This window comes from Rhodothermales bacterium (genome assembly GCA_041391505.1).
In the GTDB taxonomy this organism is placed as follows: Bacteria; Bacteroidota; Rhodothermia; order Rhodothermales; family JAHQVL01; genus JAWKNW01.
The window spans coordinates 193,834-216,944 of record JAWKNW010000008.1 but is presented as its reverse complement, the minus strand read 5'-3'; the positions used below and the strand labels follow the sequence as shown (position 1 = coordinate 216,944).

Here is a 23,111-nt window from a genome sequence, read left to right as displayed (position 1 = left end):
GAGCGGGGCGTACCTGCTGCGGATGTCCGCCGGCTCGTTTTCGGCCGTGCAGCGGATGGTGGTGGTGAAATAAGGGTTTCAGGTTCCATGTTCAAGGTTCAAGGAGCCTGTGGAAGAACAGCCATTCCTTGAACCTTGAACCATGATCTTTGAACCGCTAAGGGGGGCGCAGTCAAGCAGACTGCGGCCCCTTTAGCGCATAAATGCCCACCAGTGATAGCCAAACCTACCCGTACCGATCGGGCCGTCGGATGACTCTGGCGGCTTGTTTTTTTTGTTTCATGCATCACCTCGAGTCCCCCCGCCACTCGGCAGCGACACGTTTGCCCCGACTTGTCATGCCGTTTCCACCCCCCTCGGCTCGTGTTTTTCCACTCCCGCTCCTCATGCCGGGAAAGACGCAATCGTCCCCCAAATTCCTTTTTTCATGATCAACTGCAAGATCCCAAGCGACCATCAGGTGAGTGAAATGCATCAACGAAAGCAGAATCTCTTCACCTTGCTGTGCTTACTTGTGGTGACTCTCCTTGCAACCGACGTACAGGCTCAGATCGCGTTCAGCGATGTGAGCGTGGCGGCCGGTGTGGGGGGGGATACCTACGATAGCACATCGAGGCACGGTCTGGGCGTAAACTGGGTCGACTACGATAACGACGGTTATCCCGACCTGTTTTTGGCCAACGGCGGTGGGGAAGTACCCCATCTGTACCGCAACGAGACAAACGGCACCTTCTCCAATAAGGATGCCCTTTTGCCCGCGTTGCCGGTCGTCGAAATGACCGGATCCGTGTTTGCCGACTACGACAATGACGGCGACATGGACATTTACATCACGGTTGGAGGCAACGACCTCTTCGTCGCCGACGGCAAGGCGAACTTCCTGCTGAAGAACATGTGGGTGGAAAACGGCAACGCCGTTTCCACGCCGCTTTTCCAGGAAGTTGCGGCTGCAGCCGGCGTGGACAACCTCGCCCCGGTGCCTTTCGGCGCCAACGGCGGGTACAAGAGCTATACGGCGGCGTGGCTGGACTACGACGTCGATAGCTGCATCGACCTCTTCGTAGGCAACATGGTGTGGGATGCGGGTGGCACGGACCAGAACCGCAACGCACTCTACAAGAACAACTGCGACGGTACGTTCACGAACGTAACGACGACGGCCGGCATCTTTACCGGTTCGGCCGATCAGGACCGCCCGACCCTCGCGGTCTTCGGCGGTCTGATGGACGGCGACATCTACCCCGATCTGTACGTGGTCAACGTGCACGATGCGTCTCCGTACCATCACGACCAGTACTTCCACAACAACGGCGACGGCACGTTCACCGAACTGACCGGCACGATGGCCGGCATCGGCGATGACTCCGGCGCCGGCATGGGGATCGACCTGGCCGACATCGACCACGATGGCGACTGGGACATCTACATGTCCGACCTGCTCAATCCGGGCGGTGTCGAGCCGGTTGCGGAAGGCAACACGCTCTACCTGGGCAACCCGGGTGGTACGTGGAGCGAAAACTCGGCTCCGGCTGCCGGCGTCGCCAGCGGCGACTCCTGGGCGGTGAGCTTCATCGACGCCGACAACAACGGCTTCGAGGATCTGCTCGTCGGCGTGATCGCGCCGACGCCGATGCACGACATGCTCTTCCAGAACAACGGCAACGGCACGTTCAGCGACATCTCGGTTGCCGCCGGCATGATCTCCGGCGACTCCCGCGGTTCCGCGGTGGCGGACTACGACCGTGACGGCGACGAAGACTTCGCCATCGTCAACCTCAACGGGACGCTCCGGCTCTACCAGAACGTCTCGACGGGCACGGGCAACCAGCTCTCGATCGATCTGGAAGCCACGGTCAGCAACCGTGCCGCCATCGGCACGCTCGTGGAAGTGACCGCCGGCGGTACCACGTACCGTCGCCAGGTCCAGGGTGGCGTCAGCTCGCATTCGCAGGATGAGTTGACCCTGCACTTCGGGCTCGGCAGCGCGACCACGGTCGACGAAGTCAAAGTTTCCTGGCCGTCGGGCATCGTTCAGACGCTCACGGGCGTCGGCACGAACCAGACGATCGCCATCACCGAGACCCCGTCGGCGACGGGCCTCTTCACCGAAGTCGGCTCCGCGGCCGGCGTGGCGTTCCTCCATGACGGCGACAGTGTGGCCGACATGGGCATGGGCACCGGCGCCGCCTGGTTCGACTACGACAACGACGGCGACCTCGACCTCTACGTGACGCAGCGCACCGGCGCGAACAAGCTGTTCCAGAACAACGGCGGCTCGTTCGTGAACGTGGCGGTTGCGGCCGGCGCGGCCGATGCCGGCCATGACGGCGCGGGCGTTGCTGTGGCCGACTACAACAACGACGGCTGCCGCGACCTCTTCCTCGCCAACGGCGATGGGGACGTGCTCCTGAAGAACAATTGCAACGGCACCTTCTCCGACGTGACGGCCGGCTCCGGCCTCGAAGCGTCCGAAGAACGCCGCGGCACGACCGCTTCCTGGGGCGACTACGACGGCGACGGCTTCGTCGATCTCTATGTGGCCAACCACATGGCGATCGGTGGCAACACCGTCACCGGCGCTACGGAACAGATCAAGGCGCAGGACTACATCTTCCATAACAATGGAAACGGTACCTTCACCGACGTCTCCGACATGCTGATGGGCACCGCCCGTCAGGGTATGGGCTTCGGCGGCGGCTGGACGGACTTCGACAACGACGGCGACCTCGACGTCTTCGTCGTGCACGACTGTCCGTTCGACTTCACCGCGCCGCAGCTCATGTTCCGCAACGACGGCGGCACCAACGGCGCCACCAGCTGGACCTTCACGGAAGTCAGCGCCGCGATCGGCACGGACTATTGCCAGAACGGCATGGGCCTCGCCACCGGCGACTACGACCGTGACGGCGACATGGACTACTTCCTCTCCGACAACGGGGGGAACGGTACGGTCCCCGTGGGTCAGGTTGGCATCGCCGGCTCGATGCTGCTCCGCAACGACGGCGGCAGCTTCAGCGATCAGTCGACGATCGCCGGCGTCAACTCCCGCGAATGGTCGTGGGGCGCCAACTTCCTCGACTACAACCTCGACGGCTGGCAGGACCTGTACCTGGCGGCCGGCGCGATGAACTCGTTCGACCCGACGCCGGGCTCGCTCTGGATGAACGACGGCGACGGCACGTTCACGGATGTCTCCGCGCTCAGCGGCGGCCTCAATGACGATGCCCGCACCCGTACGAGCGTCTACGGCGACTACGACGGCGACGGCGACCTGGACATGTTCCTCGTGAACTATGCCGGGACGACGAAGCTCTTCCGCAACGACAACAACAACGGTAACAACTACCTGGTCATCGACCTGGTCGGCGTCGTCAGCAACCGCGACGGCATCGGCGCCAAGATCGAGATCAACACGCCTGATGGCGGCACGCAGTACTACGAAACCCGGTCGGGCTCCAGCCTCGGCGGCGGCGATGACCTCGGCGCCTACTTCGGCATCGGCACGAACGGGACCGTATCCAACGTCACCATCACGTGGCCTTCGGGCATCGTACAGGCCCTCGCCGGCGTGGCCGCCAACCAGCGGCTGACGGTCGTCGAAGAAATCCCCGCTTCGGGCGATCTCTTCACCGACGTCTCCACGGCGACGGGTGTCGGCTTCCAGCATGACGGCAACCTCATCGCGGCCGACATGGGCATGGGCACCGGCGCCGCCTGGCTCGACTTCGACAACGACGGCGACCAGGACCTGTACATCACGACCCGCGCCAGCGCCAACCGGCTCTTCCGCAACGATAACGGGACCTTTACCGATGTCGCAGCGGCCGCCGGCGTGGCTTCCATGGAAGATGGCGCAGGTGTCGCCGCGGCCGACTACAACAACGACGGCTGTATCGACATCTTCCTCGCCAACTCGTACGCCGACCAGCTGTATCACAACAACTGCGACGGCACCTTCACCGACGTGACGGCCGGCTCCGGCCTGACGGTCTCCGAAGAACGCCGCGGTACGACGGCATCCTGGGCCGATTACGATGACGACGGCTACCTCGACCTCTTTGTGGCCAACCACATGGCGGTCAGCGACGCGGTCTTCACCGGCGCCCAGGCGACGAACTACGTCTTCCACAACGATGGCGGCACGGGCTCCTTCACCGACGTGTCGGCGATGGTCCTCGGGGCCGAGCAGGTCGGCGCTACGTTTGTCGGCCGCTGGACGGACTTCGACAACGACGGCGACTCGGACCTCTTCCTGGTCCATGACTGCCCGTTCCTCTCCACCGGTCCGCAGGTTATGCTGCGTAACGATGGCGGTACGAACGGTGTCTCCAACTGGACGTTCACGGATGTGAGCACGAGCGTCGGCGCCAACTGGTGCCAGAACGCCATGGGCATCTCCGTGGGCGACTACGACCACAACGGCTATCTGGATCTGTTCTTCACCGACAACGGCAACACGCCGGGTGGCACGGATCCGGAGCGCGCCGGCGCGGTCCTGTTGAAAAACACGGGCGGCAACTTCACGGATAACACCGTGGCTGCCGGCGTGGCCAACACCGAGTTCTCCTGGGGCTCGAGCTTCTTCGACTTCAACAAAGACGGATGGCTCGACCTCTGGATGGCCGGCGGCGCCCTGAACGACGCCCAGGTCCTCGTTCCGTCCTATCTGTGGCAGAACGACGGCGACGGCACGTTCACCGACGTCTCCTCGACCAGCGGCGGCCTGGAAACCAGCGAACGTTCGCGCACCAGCGCCGTGGCCGACTATGACGGCGACGGCGACCTGGACATCGCGATCGTGAACTATGGTGGCCAGGTGCAGCTCTTCCGCAACGACTATCAGGGGATCAACAACTACCTGATCGTCGATCTGGAAGGCGTTACCAGCAACCGCTTCGGCATCGGCGCTCGCGTAAAAGCGACGACGAACAGCGGCGTGCAGGTGTTCGAAACGAACGCCGGCACCAGCCTCGGCGCGACCGACGCGCCGTATGCGTACTTCGGCCTCGGGTCGAACACGCTCGTCTCGACCCTCGAAATCACCTGGCCGTCGGGCTCCGTGCAGACCCTCTCGGGTGTGTCGGTGAACCAGCGGCTCACGGTGACCGAGCAGAACACGGGCGGCAACAACCCGCCGACGGCCAGCTTCACCACCACGGTGAACGGCCTCACGGTCGACTTCGACGCCTCGGCTTCGTCCGATAGCGACGGCTCGATCGTCAGCTACGCGTGGGATTTCGGCGACGGCAACACGGACAGCGGCGTCACGACGTCGCACACCTACGCCGCCTCCGGCACCTACACCGTACAGCTGACGGTGACCGACAACCTCGGCGCCACGGCGGCCGCGAGCCAGAGCGTCAGCGTAAGCGATGGCGCCGGCACGGGAGCCTTCCTGGAGTCGGGTGGCATGGTGGTTATGGAAGCTGAAAACTTCGATGCCAACACGCCGCGCGGCGCCCATAGCTGGGTTTCGAGCACGACGTTCGCCGGCTTCAGCGGCGCGGGCGCCATGCGTTCGGATCCGGATATCGGCACGCAGTACAAGTCGAATCCGGAAGCCGTGAGCCCTGAACTCGGACACAACGTCCTGTTCAACACGACCGGCGACTACTACGTCTGGGCCCGTATCTACGCCCCGGACAGCAAGAGCCGCTCCGTGCACATGGGCTACGACGGCACCGTGCCGTCGAACGTCAACGGGGCCTCGACGGGCACCTACGGCCAGTGGATCTGGGTGGACTTCGTGAAGAACGGCATCCGCGAGACGTTTAACATCGCGACGCCGGGCGTTCATGATATCAACACCTGGATGCGTGAAGACGGTCTGCTCATCGACAAGATGGTGCTCACGACCGACGTCAACTTCACGCCGACGGGTGTCGGTCCTTCCGAAAGCCCGCGCGACGGTGGCTCCGGCAACCCCTCACCGATCGCCAGCTTTACGGCGACGCAGGTGCCGGGTACGTTGCAGGTTGACTTCGACGCGTCGGCTTCGACCGACAACGGCTCGATCGTGAGCTATGCCTGGGACTTTGGCGACGGCAACGTCGATACCGGAGTCACGGTAAGCCACACGTACGCCGTCGACGGTACGTATTCGGTCCAGCTGACCGTTACGGATGATGAGGGAGCCACCGGCGCGATCACCAAGAGCGTGACGGTCAACCCGATCTCCAGCGGCAACGCGTTCGTGGAGGCCGGCGGCATGGTGGTCATGGAAGCGGAAAACGCGCATGACAACATCGTTCGCGGCGCCAACAGCTGGGTGACGGCTACGGCCAACGCCGGCTTCAGCGGTGCGAGCTACATGCTGTCCGATCCGGACATCGGCTCGAAGATCACGAGCAATGTCGAGGCGTCCAGCTCGGAGCTGGTGTTCAACGTCGACTTCACGACGACCGGCAACTACTACCTCTGGGGACGCGTCTGGGCCTTCGACAGCAAGGGCCGGACGGTTCACATGGGTATCGACGGAGCGATTCCGTCGAACGTCAACGGTCTCGCCACGTCCACCTACGGGCAGTGGCTCTGGGTCGACCTCGTGAAAAACGGCCTGCGTCAGACGTTCAACGTCGCGACGCCGGGCGTCCACGAGATCAACACCTGGATCCGTGAAGACGGTCTGTCGATCGACAAGATCGTCATGACGACCGACCCGAACTTCACGCCGACGGGCACCGGCCCTGCCGAAAGCCCGAACGTAGCGCCTGTCATCAGTGGCTCCGGCGTCGTTCGCGACGGCGGCAATGCCCTCGGCGACCTGGGCGAGACGCTGGTTCAGTCCAACCTGCCGACCGAGTTCGCGCTCGAAGGCAACTTCCCCAACCCGTTCAATCCGGTGACGACGATCGGCTTCGCGCTGCCCGAAGCATCGGATGTGAGGCTGGTGGTGTACGACATGATGGGCCGTGAAGTCACGACCCTGATCGACACCAACCTCGGCGCCGGCCGGTACCAGGCGCGCTGGGAAGGGAAAAACGACATGGGCCACACGGTCGCGAGCGGGGTGTACATCCTGCGCATGACCGCCGGCAACTTCAGCCAGGTGCACCAGATGGTGTTCATGAAGTAAGCTGAAAGCGTACACGTCGTAAAAGGCAAAAGGCAAAATGGGGGCAACCCTGTTTTGCCTTTTGTCTTTTGCCCGTTTGCGATTTCCCGTTTGCGATCTTCCGTGGCTCACTCCAAATAGCGCATCCGCGCCATCGATTAGACGCCAAACGTCCCTCCACGGTCTAACCGCCGGATTACGCATGGCAGGGGCTTCATGTCTTCATTATCTCGCCCCTCTGCCCTACCGGCTACATCTCCCCCCCGCCATGCAACGCCCGGTCCCGGCGCGCGGCATTTCACCTGTTTCATACTGCAAGCAAACTGGAGAGAGCTATGTGCAAATCAACCTCATCGCTGCTCTTCGCATCATCGGTACTCTTCTCCCTGCTCGTTTCTCCGAGCTACGCCCAGTTGTTCACGGATGTCGCGGTAAGTTCCGGCATCAACGTGACCCACGACGGTGCGTCGGTCGCTGACATGGGCATGGGGGCTGGGGGCGCCTGGTTCGATTATGACAACGATGGCGACCTGGACCTGTACATGACGATGCGGACGGGCGCAAACAAGCTGTTCAAGAATACCGGGGGCTCCTTTACCGATGTCGCCGCCAGCGCCGGAGCGGCGGATGCCGGCCATGATGGCGCCGGCGTCGTCGCGTTCGACTACAACAACGACGGCTGCAAGGACCTCTACCTCGCCAACAGCAACGCGGATGTCCTGCTCAAGAACAACTGCAACGGCACGTTCACCGACATAACAGCCGGCTCGGGCCTGGAAGCCACCGGCAACCGCCGCGGCACGTCCGCCTCGGTCGGCGACTACGACGGCGACGGCTTCCTGGATCTCTATGTCGCCCACCACATGCCCGTGGACGGCTACGGCGTCGTGGACGACAAAACGAAGGATCAGGATTACCTCTTCCACAACAACGGGGACGGCACCTGGACCGACGTGTCCAACAGCCTCCTCGGGAGCAGCACGCGCGAGAACGCGAGCTTTATCGCGGCCTGGACGGACTTCGACCAGGACGGCGACCTCGACATCTATCTCATCCGCGACTGCGGGTTCGACGGCTCCGGCCCGATGAACCTCTGGCGGAATGACGGCGGCACCAACGGCGTGTCGAACTGGACGTTCACCGAAGTCTCGGCCTCCACCGGCTCGAACTTCTGCCAGAACGGGATGGGCGTGGCCGTGGGCGACTACAACCGCAACGGCACGATGGACCTGTTCTACACGGACAACGGCAGCGCCGGCAGCTCGGGCTTTCCCGAACGCGCCGGCACCGTGCTCCTCAAGAACAACGGCGGCAGCTTCAGCGACGGAACCGACGCGGCCGGCGTCTCCTCCCTCAACTTCTCCTGGGGCGCCAACTTCTTCGACTACGACCTCGACGGCTGGCTGGACCTGTTCATGGCCGGCGGCTCGCTCAACCCGGGCACCGACGTCTCGACCAAGCTGTGGCACAACAACGCCAACGGCACGTCCTTCACCGACGTCACCACCGGCAGCGGCGTGATCGATCTCACCCGCTCCCGCGCCGGCTATTTCGGCGACTATGACGCCGACGGCGATCCCGACCTCTTCCTCTTCAACTACGGCGCGGCCGCGCGGCTCTTCCGCAACGACAACGCCAACGGCAACAATTACCTGATCGTCGACCTCCAGGGCACGACCAGCAACCGCGACGGCATCGGCGCGCGCATCGCGGTCACCGCCGGCGGCGTCACGCAGCATTACGAAACCCGCTCGGGCTCCAGCCTCGGCGGCGGCGACGACACCGGCGCCTACTTCGGCCTCGGCACGGCCGGCACCGTCACCAGCATGACCGTCACCTGGCCCTCGGGCACGGTCCAGACGCTCACCAACCTGGGCGTCAACCAGCGCATGACGGTCGTCGAAGACGGCGGCGTTTCCGCGACGGACCTCTTTACCGACGTGGCCGCGGCCGCCGGCGTCAGCGTGACGCACTCCGAACTGACGGGCGACATGGGCATGGGCACCGGCGCCGCGTGGTTCGACTACGACAACGACGGCGACCAGGACCTCTACATGACGATGCGGACCGGCGCCAACAAGCTGTTCAAGAACACGAACGGCTCCTTCACCGATGTCGCGGCCAGCGCCGGCGTCGCCGACTCGGGCCATGACGGCTCGGGCGTCGCCGTGGCCGACTACAACAACGACGGCTGCAAGGATCTCTACCTGGCCAACGGCAACGACGACGTCCTCTTCCGCAATAACTGCGACGGCACGTTCACCAACGTCACGGCCGGCTCCGGCCTCGGCGCCTCCGAACAGCGCCGCGGCACGTCGGCTTCCTGGGGCGACTATGACGACGACGGCTTCGTCGACCTCTACGTCGCCCACCACATGCCGATCGAAGGCAATACCTTCACCGGCGACGGCGAGCAGGATTACCTCTACCACAACAACGGCGACGGCACCTTCACCGATGTCTCCGCCATGCTGCTCGGCGCCAACCGGATCGGCCGCTCGTTCATCGCCGGCTGGACCGACTACGACAACGACGGCGACCTCGACGTCTATACCATCCGCGACTGCCCCTTCGGGCAGAACTCCGGTCCGATGCGGCTCTACCGCAACGACGGCGGCACCAACGGCGTCTCGGCCTGGACCTTCACGGAAACCAGCGCCACCGCCAACGCCGACTATTGCCAGAACGGCATGGGCCTCGCCGTGGGTGACTACAACCGCGACGGGTGGATGGACTTCTTCTACACCGACAACGGCAACGAAACGCTCGAATACCCGAAGAGCCGCGACGGCACGCTCCTGCTGAAGAACACCGGCGGCGCGTTCGTCGACGCCACCGATGAAGCCGGCGTGTCCTCCCGCAACTTCTCGTGGGGCGCCAACTTCTTCGACTACGACCTCGACGGATGGCCCGACCTCTTCATGGCCGGCGGCGCCCTCAACGGTGCCGATATCCAGGAAGACATCGCCCTCTGGCACAACAACGCCAACGGCACGTCGTTCACCGACGTCACCGGCACCAGCGGCATGTCCGACATGAGCCGCTCCCGTACGCCGGTGTATGCCGACTACGACAAGGACGGCGACCCGGACATGTTCCTCGTGAACTACTTCGGCCAGACCCGTCTCTTCAAGAACAACAACACCAACGGCAACAACTGGCTGATCGTCGACCTCGTGGGCACGACGAGCAACCGCGACGGCATCGGGGCGCGCCTCGCGCTCACCGCCGGCGGGGTGACGCGCTACTACGAGACGCGCTCGGGCTCCAGCCTCGGCGGCGGCGACGACCTCGGCGCCTACTTCGGTCTCGGCTCGGCCAGCTCGATCTCCTCCCTGGTCATCACGTGGCCCTCGGGCACCGTGCAGACGCTCACGGGCGTGGGGATCAACCAGCGCCTTACGGTGACGGAAGAAGGCGGTGGCAACGTTCCGCCCACGGCCAGCTTCACCACCACAGTGAGCGACCTCACGGTGGATGTGGACGCGTCGGCCTCGTCGGATAACGGCTCGATCGTGAGTTATGCCTGGACCTTCGGCGACGGCGCCACGGGCACCGGCGTCACGGCCAGCCACACCTATGCCGCGTACGGCACCTACACGATCACGCTGACCGTGACGGACAACGAAGGCGCCACCGGCAGCACCACCCGTACGGTGACGCTGACGGACGGCACCGGCGGCACCGGCGCGTTTGTCGAGTCGGGCGGCCAGGTGACGATGGAAGCCGAAAACTTCACGGCCAACATCCCGCGCGGCGACCACAGCTGGGTGACCAGCACCGCCAACGCCGGCTTCAGCGGCGTGAGCGCCATGATCACGACGCCCGACAACGGCGCCCAGATCACGGTGGATGTCGAAAACACCAGCCCCGAACTGGCCTTCGACGTCAACTTCACCACGACCGGCACCTACTACATGTGGGGCCGCGTGTGGGCGCCGGGCAGCAACGGAGACCGCATGCACTTCGGCTTCGACGGGGCCATCCCGTCCAACTCGAACGGCGTCATCTCCAAGACCGTCTACAACTCCTGGCAGTGGGTCGATATGATCGGCAGCGGGACGCGGCAGACGATCGACGTGTCCACCCCGGGGGTGCACGAAGTCAATGTCTGGATGCGCGAAGACGGGATGCTGATCGACAAGATCGTGCTCACCACCGACGCCGGCTTCACGCCGACGGGCACCGGCCCCGCCGAGAGCCCGCGTGACGGCAGCGGCGGCGGCAACCCCGCTCCGATCGCCAGCTTCACGGCCACGACGACCGACCTGACGGTCAACGTCGACGCCTCGGCGTCCACGGACGACGGCTCCATCGTGAGTTATGCGTGGACCTTCGGCGACGGCGCGACCGGCACCGGCGTGACGGCCAGCCATACGTATGGCGCCGCCGGCACGTACTCGGTCGTCCTCACCGTCACCGACGACATGGGCGCCACCGGCAGCACGAGCCAGAACGTGACGGTCACGTCGAACGGCGGTGGCGGCACGGGCTCGTTCATCGAATCCGCCGGCATGGTGGTCATGGAGGCTGAAAACTTCCATACCAACATCGAGCGGAGCAGCCACAGCTGGGTCCTCGACACGGCAAAGGGCGGCTTCAGCGGCGGCGGATCGATGGTCACCACGCCCGACAACGGCACGCAGATCAAGAACAGCGTCACCTCGACCAGCCCGGAGATGGGCTTCAGCGTGACCTTCGGCACCACGGGCAACTACTACCTGTGGGGCCGCGTCTGGGCGCCGGACAGCAAGGCGAAGACGGTGCACATCGGCAACGACGGGCAGATCCCGTCGAACGTGAACGGCCTGGCCACCACGACCTACGGCGAGTGGGTATGGGTCGATCTCGTGAAGACCGGTCTGCGCCAGACGCTCAACATCGCGACGGCCGGCGAGCATGAAATCAACGTCTGGATGCGTGAGGATGGCCTCGCGATCGACAAGATTGTCATGACGACGGACGCCAACTTCACCCCCTCGGGGATCGGGCCGGACGAAAGCCCGCGCACTGCCGCGCCCGTCGCGGCGAAAGCCGGCGCGATGGCGCCTGCCCTCAACCTGATGGCGGCCCAGGATCTGCCCACCGAGTTCGCGCTCGAAGGCAACTATCCGAATCCGTTTAACCCGACGACGACCATCCGCTTCGCGCTGCCCGAGGCCGCGCCCGTGCGCCTGGAAGTCTACGACGCCATGGGGCGCCGGATCGCCACGCTGCTCGATAGCTCGCTCGAAGCGGGACGGCACGAAGCGATGTGGGATGGACGCACCGACGCCGGCGTAACCGTCGCCAGCGGTGTCTACCTCTATCGCATCGACGCCGGTTCGTTCTCGGCGGTGAAGAGCATGCTGCTGGTCAAGTAAATGGTCATGATGTCCCGGCGCCGCCCGACCTGAACGCGCGGCATTCGGGTACATGAGCTCGCTTCGCTCGCGGTCATTGGTGGGAAAAGCCAATGACCGCGAGCCGCAGGCGAGCTCATGACGGCGTTAGCGAAGTACGTCATGACTTTCCCCCTTTCCCCCCACCACCGCCGGCATCGCCTCCTCCTCGATGCGCCGGCTCTAAGGATCCACCTTAACATGCATGGACGTATTTATGCACAGTTTATTACGATTACGATTGAGCCTGATCCTTTTGGGGGTCGTCTTCTGGGGGATTGGAGGCACGCAACAGGCTGTAGGGCAGTTGGCGTTCACCGAGGTCGGCGTGGCCGCCGGCGTCGGGAATGATCTGTACGACACCGGACACGCGCACGGCCTCGGGGTGAACTGGATCGACTACGACATGGACGGATTTCCGGATCTGTTCATGACGAATGGCGAGGACCTGGATGCCCATCTCTACCGGAATAACAATGGCGACGGGACGTTCACCAACATGGATGCCCTGCTGCCCGCCCTCCCGAATGTGGAATTGACCAGCACCGCGTTTGCCGATTACGACAACGACGGCGACATGGACATCTACATCACGGCGAACAACAACCTGACCAGCCTCGACGGCCCGGTCAACGTACTGCTCAAAAACCTCTGGGTGGAAAATGGCAATCAGGCCAGCACGCCGCTCTTCACGGACGTGGCCGCGGCCGCCGGCGTCGAGAACCGCGCGACGCCCGCCCTGGGTAACCTGCCCGGCTACAACAGCCTCACCACGGGCTGGGTAGACTACAACCGGGACAGCTGCATCGACCTCTTCGTGGGCAACATGGTGTTCTCGCAGGGCGGCCAGCCGGCCAACCTCAACGCCCTGTACATGAACAACTGCGACGGTACCTTCACCAATGTAACCGCTTCCAGCGGGGTGAACCCGACCGGCCAGAGCCTCTGGTACCGCCCGACCCTCGCGTTCTTCGGCGGCATCATGGATCCGAACGATCTCTGGCCCGACCTCTACGTCGTGAACGTGCAGGAATTCTCGCCCTACCACCACGACCTCCAGTACCGCAACAACGGCGACGGCACCTTCACCGAATGGACGAGCCAGATGCCCGGCATCGGCGACGACTCCGGCGCCGGCATGGGGATCGACGTGGCGGACATCGACCACGACGGCGACTGGGACATCTACATGTCCGACCTGCTCGATCCGGGTAACGAGCCGGTTGCCGAAGGCAACGTGCTCTACCTCGGCAACCCCGACGGCACCTGGAACGACAACTCGGCCATCCCGGCCGGCGTCAAGGCCGGCGGTTCGTGGGGCATCAACTTCGCCGACTTCGACAACGATACGTTCGAGGACATGATGGTCGCCGCCGGCGACCCGCTGCTCTTCAAGAACGACACGGACGGCACCTTCACCGACGTCTCCGCCAGCAGCGGCATGCTCAACCTCGGCGGCTCCGGCCGCGGATCGGCGGTGGCCGACTTCGACCGGGACGGCGACCTCGACTTTGTCGTCATCTACGACGGCGGCACGGTCGGCGAGCCGAACATCCAGCTGTACAAAAACGTGAGCGCCGGCCTGGGCAACTGGCTGCAGGTCGACCTGAACGCGACGGTCAGCAACCGCGCCGCCATCGGCGCGCTGGTCGAAGCCACCGTCAACGGCGTCAAGCTCATGCGGCAGGTCAAGGGCGGCTCCAGCGCGCACTCGCAGGACGACCTGCTCGTGCACTTCGGCCTCGGCAGCGCCACGACCGTGAGCGAAGTCAAGATCTCCTGGCCCTCGGGCATCGTGCAGACCCTGACCAACGTGCCGGCCAACCAGATGCTCAGCATCACCGAAGAAGCCACGCCGCCTTCCGGCGACCTCTTCACCGATGTGACGGCGCCGATGGGCGTCGACGTCACCCACGACGGATGGGATGTCGGCGGCATGGGCATCGGCACCGGGGCGGCCTGGTTCGATTATGACAACGACGGCGATCTCGACCTGTACATGACGATGCGCGCCGGCGCGAACAAGCTGTTCAAAAACAACGGCGGTTCGTTCACCGACGTCGCCGCGTCCGCCGGCGTGACCGACGCCTCGCACGACGGCTCGGGTGTCGCTGTGGCCGACTACAACAACGACGGCTGCAAGGACCTCTACCTCGCCAACAACGACGAAGACGTGCTCTACCGCAACAACTGCGACGGCACCTTCACCGACGTGACCAACACACCCGGCTCGGATCTCTCCGACATGATGCAGGCCCGCGGCACGTCGGCCTCGTGGGGCGACTATGACAACGACGGTCTGGTCGATCTCTACGTCGCCAACCACGCCGTTCTCGACGGCAACGTGGCGCCCGGCGGCACGGCTCGCCAGCAGGCGCAGGACTACCTGTTCCACAACAACGGCGACGACACGTTTACCGATGTGTCGAGCATGCTCCTCGGCGTGGATCGCGAGGGCATGAGCTTCATCGGCTCGTGGACCGACTACGACCGCGACGGCGATCTGGACATCTTCCTGATCAGCGACTGCCCCTTCTCCAGCACGGCGCCCCAGCGCCTCTGGCGGAACGACGGCGGCACGAACGGGCTGAGCGACTGGACGTTCACGGAAACCAGCGCGGCCGCCAACGCCAACTGGTGCCAGAACGGCATGGGCATCGCCGTGGGGGACTACGACCGTGACGGTGACCAGGACTTCTTCTATACGGACGACGGCAACAACGGCGACTCCTCGCCGACCCGCGCCGGCACGCTCCTGCTGAAGAACGACGGCGACGGCACGTTCTCCGACGGCACCGCCGCCGCCGGCGTCAGCTCCACGTCGTTCTCGTGGGGCGCCGGGTTCTTCGATTACGACCTGGACGGATGGCAGGACCTCTACATGGCCGCCGGCCGCGTCTTCATCGAGCAGACGCCCGACGCCAACGTCCTCTGGCACAACAACGGCGGCACGTTCTCGAACGTCTCCGCCGGCAGCGGCGTCAACGACGCCAACCACGGCCGCACCCCGATTTACGGCGACTACGACGGCGACGGTGACCCCGACCTCTTCCTGGTCAACCATGGAGGGCCGACGAAGCTCTTCCGGAACGACAACGCCAACGGCAACCGCTGGCTGATCGTCGACCTCGTCGGCACGACCAGCAACCGCGACGGCATCGGCGCGCGCATCGCGGTCTCGACGCCCGACGGCGCCACGCAGACCGTTGAAACGCGCTCGGGCTCCAGCCTCAGTGGCGGCGACGACATCGGCGCCTACTTCGGCCTCGGCTCGAACCTGTCGATCTCTTCGATCCAGATCACGTGGCCTTCGGGCGTGGTCCAGACGCTGACCGGCATCGCCGTCAACCAGCGCCTGACCATCACCGAAGAAGGCGGCGTCGGCAACCAGCCGCCGGTCGCCAGCTTCACGGCGACGACGAACGGCCTGGCGGTCGATGTCGATGCCTCGGCCTCGACGGACGACAGCGCGATCGTGAGCTACGCCTGGACCTTCGGCGACGGCGCCACGGGCACCGGCGTCACGGCGTCGCACACCTACGCCGCCGCCGGCACCTACACGGTGGCGCTGACGGTGACGGACGACGAAGGCGCGACGGGCAGCACGTCCAAGAGCGTGACCGTCAGCGACGGCACCGGCACCGGGGCGTTCCTCGAGTCCGGCGGCCTCGTCTCCATGGAGGCGGAAAACTTCCACAGCCAGGTGGATCGCGACGGCCACACGTGGACGTCGACGACGGCTTCCGCCGGCTTCAGCGGCGCTGCCGCCATGCAGGCCACGCCGGACGACGGCACCCGCGTCCGCACCGGCCCGGAGGCCGTGAGTCCCGAACTCGTGTTCGAGGTCAATTTCGCGACGACGGGGACGTATTACGTCTGGCAGCGCATCTGGGGCGTCGACTCGCGCGGCAACAAGGCCTTCGCCGGCCTCGACGGCACGGCGGAGAGCAGCCCGCTCAAGGTCAACACCTTCGGGTCGTGGCTCTGGGCGAACAGCAAGCAGGACGGCGGGATCTCGACCATCGAGGTGACGTCGGCCGGCGTGCACACCGTCCATGTCTGGATGGGCGACGACGGCGTCTTTGTCGACAAGGTCGTGCTCTCCACCGACGCCGGCTTCGTCCCGACAGGCACCGGCCCGGCCGAGAGCCCGAAGGACGGCGGCGACCCCGTCAACCCCGCGCCGGTCGCGAGCTTCACCGTGACGCAGGGCGCGGGCGAATTCGACTTCGACGTCGACGGCTCGGCCTCGACGGACGACGGGGCGATCGTCAGCTACGACTGGACCTTCGGCGACGGCGCTACCGCGACGGGCGCTACGGCGAGCCACACCTATGGCGCGTACGGCACCTACACGGTGACGCTGACGGTCACCGACGACCTCGGCGCCACCGGCAGCACGAGCCAGACCGTGACGATCGTCGATCCGAACGGCTCGGGCGCATTCCTGGAAGCCGGCGGGATGGTGGTTATGGAAGCCGAACACTTCCATGACAACATCGCGCGCGGGGCGGACAGCTGGGCGGCAGCTTCGGCCAACGCCGGCGCCAGCGGCGCCTCGTATATGGTCTCGACGCCGGATGACGGCACGCAGATCGACTCGGGCGTCGAGACGTCCAGCCCTGAGTTTTCGTTCGACGTCGAGTTCACGACGACGGGCGACTACTACATCTGGGCGCGGGTCTGGGCCGACAACAACCGCGCGAACTCCGGTTATGCCGGCGTCGACGGAGCGGTCGTGCCCAACGCCAACGGCCTGACGGTCGCCACGTTCAGCGCGTGGACCTGGGTGACGGTGCAGAAAGGCAGCACGCCCGTGAGCGTCAACATCGGCTCGGCCGGTGCGCATACGGTCCATGTGTGGATGCGCGAGGATGGCCTCGCCGTCGACAAGGTGCTGCTCACCACCGACGCCGGCTTCACGCCGACGGGTGAAGGCCCGGCCGAGAGCCCGCAGGGTTCCGCGGCGCCGGTGGCCGGCGCGCTCCGGGGCGTCGCGGCCGAGGGCCTGATGCTGCAGGCCGAGGCGCTACCGACCGAGTTCGCGCTCGAAGGCAACTACCCGAACCCGTTCAACCCGACGACGACGATCCGTTTCGCGCTGCCCGAGGCGGCGCAGGTCCGCCTGACGGTGTACGACATGCTGGGCCGCGAAGTGGCCCGGGTGTTCGACGGGGAGCTGCCGGCCGGCCGCCACGAGGCGAGCTGGAACGGCCGCACGGACGCCGGCGCGACGGTTTCGAGCGGGGCGTACCTGCTGCGGATGTCCGCCGGCTCGTTCTCGGCCGTGAAACGGATGGTGGTGGTGAAATAAGGGTTCCAGGTGTTGGGTTTAAGGTCCAAGGGCAGGATCTCGCGTCTCCTTTCGCTTTGCACCTTAATCCTTACCTCTCGCACCCGTTTGTGAGGAGGCCTGGTGCGGTAACATGACCGCGCCAGGCCTCTTCTTCTTTTGTGCGGCCATCGTCCCCTGGCACGAATGACAGAAAATGAAAACCCGCATCCCTGAATGTGCTCCCTGCAGCCGACACATGGCACAGTTTTTTCGAAACCTCACCGCATCGCTCGGGCCACGGGCCCAATGACGTCTGGACAATATCGAAAATGATACGTAGTGGAAGGAACGCTGCCCGTTTTATGTGTGGCGCGGCGCTCGGTGTGTGCTGGTTCATGGGAATCGCAGCCGGCCCTGCCGGGGCGCAAACCCCGCAGGTACGCGTCTGTGCGCTCGACGCCCGGAATGACGGACCGCTCGCCGGCGCGACCGTGCGCCTCAGCGCCGACGCCGTCGCATTGTCCGCAACGACAGGCAGCGACGGGTGTGCCTGGATTACGGGGAGCTTTCCTGTCTCGATTGAAGACCCGGTTCCCGGAGTCGTTGACCTGCGCATCGGTGTGCCTTACCCCAATCCCGCGGGTTCTCGCGCCTGGCTGCCCGTGGTCGCCGGCCTGCCGCTGAACGGCACGCTCGACATCTTCGACGCGATCGGGCGCGAGGTCATCAGCCCGCTTCCCGTTTCCATCCCCATCGGCGAACAGCACATCGAATTGCCGGTTGCCTCGCTGCGTCGTGGCACCTATTTCGCCCGCCTGTCGACGGATGCCGGCACGGCGGTCCGCTCTATCGTCGTGGGGGGCGAGGGGCAGCCGGCCGGGCCGGTGGGGCGGCTTGCGACAGCTCCAGCATCGCCGGCCGTGCTGATGGACGAAGGCGTCGTCCGCATCGAGATCGAACGGGACGGGTTTGTCGCGGCGGTCGAGGAGCGGGTCGTCAAGAACAATGAAACGGTGCGCCGGGCGTTGCTCAAGATCACGGAGAACAAGGTGCCCATGATCGACATGAAGGGGCTCGCCTATCGTGGATTCCAGGGCGGTCTGTATGCCGACGGCACCAATGAGATGCCCGAGGCGCATCGCCTGGCCGGCCTGGCCGCGGCGCGCAGCATCGAGCCGCTCGACATCAACGGCAAACCGGATCCGAACGGCGTCTACATCCTTACCTCGATCGGCATGTCGAACACGTCCGACGAGTTCTGCGGCGTGGCCGATCCCAACAATCCGTGCAAGATCGGCACCTTCATGAACCGGGCCGGCCTCGATCCCGAAATCGACCACACGAACTTTGTCCTCATCGACGGCGCCGACCCCGGAAAGACCGCCGAGAAATGGGTCGATTCCGGCCTGAGCGACTATCGCCGGATCCTCGACGAGGAGCTGAACCCGTTCGGATACAGCGAAAAGCAGGTACAGATCGCCTGGATCAAACTCGCGAACGCGCCACCTTCCGGCACCCTGCCCGACGCCGGCGCCGACGCGTTCCGCCTCCAGGAACAGTTCGGGCAGGTGGCGCGCGCGATGAAGGAGCGGTATCCTAACCTGAAGATGATCTTCTTTTCGAGCCGGATCTACGCCGGCTACGCCACCACCGACCGCAACCCGGAACCCTATGCGTACGAGCAGGGCTTTGCGGTCAAATGGACCGTCAACGCCCAGATCCGCCAGATGGAGACCGGCGAAATGGACCCGGTTTCGGGGGATCTCGACCTCAACACCGTGGCGCCCTGGATCGGCTGGGGGCCCTACATGTGGGCCGACGGCACCAACCCCCGCTCCGACGGGCTCGTGTGGACCAAAGAAGATTTTAAAGACGATGGGGTGCATCCCGCGAAGCCGGGTATTGAGAAGGTGGCCGACATGCTCCTCGACTTCTTCAAGTCATCCCCCCTGACGTCCTGCTGGGTGCTCGCCGGCAGCGACTGTTGAGGGCGCTACGTCACGATGTTCCGGCCCATGGACGCATTGGATGGCTTCCATGGCGCTATATCCTCATTCATACCATTTCCCCACCCCCGCCTCTCCCCTAAACTACCCATCTTGTATGAAACGACCCGTCCCCGTCACGTACTGGTTTCTGGCCATCGCGATGGCCCTGTTCGCGCACGCACCGCTCGCCGCCCAGCCCGCGACGGCCATCCAGACCACGGTCTGTACCCTGCGTTCCGACAATGCGGCGATGATCAGCGGCGTCGAGGTGACGGCCCACGCCGGCGATCTGGCCTCCGTCACCGGATCCACCGACGCGACGGGTTGCGTCACCCTCTCCATCCCCGTCAACGTCGGCATCGAGGGCGGAGACGACATCCCCAGGGTCTTCCAGGTCGATCAGCCCTACCCCAACCCGACGGCCGATGCCTTCACCGTTCCCTTCACCGCCGGCGTCCGTCAGCAGGTGCTGTTCCAGGTGTATGACCTCCAGGGCCGCTCCGTCACGCCGCTGATGATCGATGAGGTCGGTCCGGGCGCGCATCGGATCGAGGCGGGGCTCGGCGAGGTCGCGCCGGGCGTCTATGTCTATCGCTTCCAGACCGACGGCGGCAGCTTCGCCGGCACGCTCGTGAAAATACGCGGCGCGGTCGCCGGCGCCTCCTTCGCGCGCCTCGCGGCGGGAGACGGACTCGAGATGCCGGTGTCGGCGTCGTTTGCCGCGGCGCGAATCGTGCGGTTCGAGGCGACGAAATCGGGATTCAACACTCTGGTCGAGGACCGCGAGGTCGAAGACGGCGCGACGCTGCAGATGATGCTCCAGCCCATCGAAATCGGCGTCGGCAACCATGCGCCGGTCATTACGCCCATCGATAACGTCGCCATGAACGAAGGCACGATCCGGGCGATATCGGTGCTTTCTTCCGATGCGGATGGCGATGCCGTCACGCTGTCGGTGAACATCGTGGATGGCGCCGGCGGATCGCCTTCGGCGGGCGACTTTTATGTCTTCGTGGATAATGGCGACGGCACCGGCGTCCTGCAGCTTTCGCCCAAAGCGGGCGACGCCGGCGCGTATACGGTGAACGTGACGGCGACGGACGGCGAGCTCACCGGCAGCGAGTCGTTTTCGGTGGCCGTGTCCGCCGTCGGCAGCAACGCGCCGCCGGTCGTCGAGGCGATCCCGAATGCGAACGTGACGGAAGGCGAGACGCTCCAGATCGATGTGGCGGCGAGCGATTCCGACGGCGACGCCATCACGCTCACGGCCGCCGTGACGGCCTCGGGGGGTGATGCGGCGACGTTTGCGGTGTTTGACGACGCCGGCGACGGCACCGGGCAGCTCACCCTCAGTCCGATGAGCGGCGATGCCGGCGATTACGAGGCCGTCATCACCGCCACCGACGGCATGGACAGCTCCACCGAGACCTTTACGATTTCGGTAAAGGCGGTGGGCGTCAATACGCCGCCGGTCATCCAGTCGATCGCCAGCCTCACCTTGTTCGAAGGGGAAACGCAGAACGTCAACGTGGCCGCGAGCGATGCGGACGGCGACATGCTGACGCTGGGGGCCACGGCCACGGCGATGGGCGGCGGCGCCGCGCCGGCGGGCCTCTTCACCTTCACCGACAACGGCAATGGCTCCGGGGTGATCGCCCTGTCGCCCGATGCGGGCCATGCCGGCACGTATACCTTTACGGCCACGGCCTCCGACGCATCCACCCAGGTGGAGACCTCCTTCACCCTCACCGTGGAGGTCAACGCCGACAACGCGCCGCCCTCGGTGACGCCGATCAGCGACCAGCAGGTATTCGAGGGCGAAAATCTTCAGCTGGAGGTGTCCGGCTCCGATCCCGATGGAGACGCCCTGACGATTTCGGCCGTCGTGCTCGACGACCAGGGCCTCGCGATGGGCGCGGCCTTCTACAACTTCAAGGACAACAACAACGGGACCGGCACGATCAAATTCCTCCCGGACCCGGGTGATTTCGGCGACTATGCCGTGACCATCACCGCCAGCGACGGCCAGCTGTCCGGGTCGACTACGTTCGGCCTCACCGTCATCGCGCCGGGCGGCAACAGCGCGCCGGTCGTCGACGACATGGCCGACTCGGCGGTGATCGAAGGCAATACGCTGACCGTGAACGTGAGCGCGTCGGACGTCAATGGCGATCCGCTCACGCTGTCCGCCGAAATCCTCAACGGGGGCGGCAATCCGGTGGGCGCCGGCTTCTTCAGCTTCAGCGATGCCGGCAATGGCACCGGCACGCTGTCGATTACGCCGGGCACCGGCGAGGCCGGCAGCTATACCGCGACGATCACCGCGAACGACGGCATCGCCTCCGGATCCAAATCGTTCAACCTCACGGTGCTGGCGCCGGGCGGCGAGGGCGGCATGATCCCGCTCATCGACATGGGGGCGCAGACGTACCTGGGCTTTAGCGGGGGGCTCTATCCGAACGCATCCAACACGATGCCGGCGGCGCACCATACGGCCGGCGTGAACTTCGCCAACGCCATCGAGCCGCTCGATACGAACGGCAACCCGAGCCCGAACGGCAAATACGTGCTGCTCTCCGTCGGCATGTCCAACACCACGCAGGAGTTTTGCTCCCAGCCCTCGACGCTCCCCTGCGACGAATGGACCTTCATGGGGCAGGCTGCCGCCGATCCGGCCGTGAATACCTCGAACCTGGTCATCGTCAACGGCGCCAAAGGCGGCCAGGCGGCGGACGACTGGGAGCTGGCCACCAACGGCAACTACAACCGCATCCTGAACGACCAGCTCATCCCGCAGGGGCTCAGCGTCCAGCAGGTGCAGGTGGCGTGGGTCAAGGTGGCGAACCGGATGCCGACCGTCGCGCTGCCAAGCGCGGACGCCGACGCGTACCGGCTCAAGGGGCAGATCGCGAATATCGTGCGCGCCCTCAAGACCAATTATCCGAACCTGAAGATGGTCTTCGTCTCGAGCCGCATCTACGCCGGCTACGCGGTGACGACGCTCAATCCCGAACCGTACGCCTACGAGTCGGCCTTCGGCGCCAAGTGGCTCATCGAGGCGCAGATCGACCAGATGGCCGGCGGCGGCGTCGACCCCATCGCCGGCGATGTGGACTACAACGACTACGCCTGGATCGGATGGGGCCCCTACATGTGGGCCGACGGGCTGAACCCCCGCTCCGACGGGCTGATCTGGGAACGGCAGGACCTCGAGAGCGACGGCACGCACCCCTCGCGCTTCGGCGAAGAGAAGGTGGGCACGGCGCTACTGGACTTCTTCAAGAACTCCCCGCAGACCACGTGCTGGTTCCTCGAAAACGGAGGCACCTGCCAGTAGACCGAACGCGGTCGTGTCGCGGGGCGAACTGTGGGTAGGGGATACAAGATGCAGGATGCAGGATGTTTACCGAAAA

At 65.0% G+C, this 23,111-nt stretch carries 5 protein-coding genes; all 5 read left to right on the top strand.

The window, feature by feature from the left end; all coding sequences use genetic code 11:
- Positions 1-469: 469 nt before the first annotated feature.
- The 5 genes from R2834_10520 to R2834_10500 all read left to right on the top strand — a co-directional run bounded on the left by R2834_10520 (position 470) and on the right by R2834_10500 (position 23,035).
- The gene (locus R2834_10520) at positions 470-7,075 is read left to right on the top strand and encodes an FG-GAP-like repeat-containing protein (GenBank protein MEZ4700753.1); all 6,606 of its coding nucleotides are present in this window, start codon (positions 470-472) and stop codon (positions 7,073-7,075) included.
- 314 nt (positions 7,076-7,389) lie between these two features.
- A complete protein-coding gene (locus tag R2834_10515) occupies positions 7,390-12,417 on the top strand; it encodes an FG-GAP-like repeat-containing protein (protein ID MEZ4700752.1) in 5,028 nt (1,675 codons plus the stop codon).
- Between the two features lie 259 nt (positions 12,418-12,676).
- Positions 12,677-17,749, top strand: a complete 5,073-nt coding sequence (locus R2834_10510) for an FG-GAP-like repeat-containing protein (GenBank protein ID MEZ4700751.1) — start codon at positions 12,677-12,679, stop codon at positions 17,747-17,749.
- Between the two features lie 356 nt (positions 17,750-18,105).
- Positions 18,106-19,698: a T9SS type A sorting domain-containing protein gene (locus tag R2834_10505; GenBank protein ID MEZ4700750.1), complete on the top strand. Its 1,593-nt coding sequence runs from the start codon at positions 18,106-18,108 to the stop codon at positions 19,696-19,698.
- A 115-nt stretch (positions 19,699-19,813) separates the two neighbouring features.
- Positions 19,814-23,035: an Ig-like domain-containing protein gene (locus R2834_10500; protein ID MEZ4700749.1), complete on the top strand. Its 3,222-nt coding sequence runs from the start codon at positions 19,814-19,816 to the stop codon at positions 23,033-23,035.
- Positions 23,036-23,111 lie beyond the last annotated feature (76 nt).